Source organism: Micromonospora sp. B11E3 (assembly GCF_039871625.1).
Taxonomy (GTDB): Bacteria; Actinomycetota; Actinomycetes; order Mycobacteriales; family Micromonosporaceae; genus Micromonospora.
On record NZ_JBDPMC010000235.1, the window covers coordinates 1 to 847 of the forward strand.

Genomic DNA, 847 nt, shown 5'->3' on the forward strand with positions numbered 1-847 from the left:
CGCCGTCGCCGCCGCGATGTGGTTCTGGAATCCGGTGGGGGCGGCGGCACACGTCGCCCAGACACGGTCCGTCATCCAGGCGGTCCTGCGTTCGGCGTTGGTCCGCTCGGCGGCGAGCGGCACGGCTGTGCAGATGTTGTTCATGCCGGGTTCTGCGTTGCTGGCCGAGGTGTCGATGATGACCGATGGTCTGCAGTCCGGGGTGAACTGGTCGGCGGTCGGTAAGCAGGCGGCGTTCGCGGGGGCGGTGGCGTTCCTCGGCACGGTGGCGGGGCCGGCGTTGGGTAAGGTCGCTGGCGCTGTCGTCGGCGCTGTCAGCAAGCTGGGCGTGTCGGATGCCACCAAGGTTCTGTTGACCGATCTGCTGACGCGGCCCGGGATGGAGACCGGTATGGAGGGGCTCTTCGGTGGGCTTTCCAGCCTGATGGTCGACGGGTACTACGACTTCAGTAATCTTGATGAGGATCTTGTTTCCGGGGCGCTGTCGGGGGCGGGGGGATCGGCCGCGAGCGCGCTCGGGTTCCTCTTGAGTCGCGCCATGATGCAGCCCCGGGTGCAGGTGCCTCGTATCGATTTCACGCCGGACGGAAGGCCGGTCATGCCGGTGGCGTCGACACCGGTTGGTGGGGACACGTCCGCGGGCTACCAGAGCGGGGTCGATGATCCGAAGGCTGTGGGTGCCGGCACGCAGGCCCTGCCGCCCACGCCGCCGCCCACCCCGCCGCCGCGGCCGGCGTCGAACCTGCCCACGCCGCCGCCCACGCCGCTGAGCCTGGAGTTGCCCACGCCGAACCCGGACCCGTCGGTGCCGTCGTGGTCGGTGCCGTCGCTGTCGGTGCCGGCTGCG

At 70.2% G+C, this 847-nt stretch carries 1 pseudogene; it reads left to right on the plus strand.

The features are described 5' to 3' along the window. Positions 1–157: 157 nt before the first annotated feature. A pseudogene (locus ABGB16_RS33845) lies at positions 158–847 on the plus strand (hypothetical protein); the annotation flags it as partial.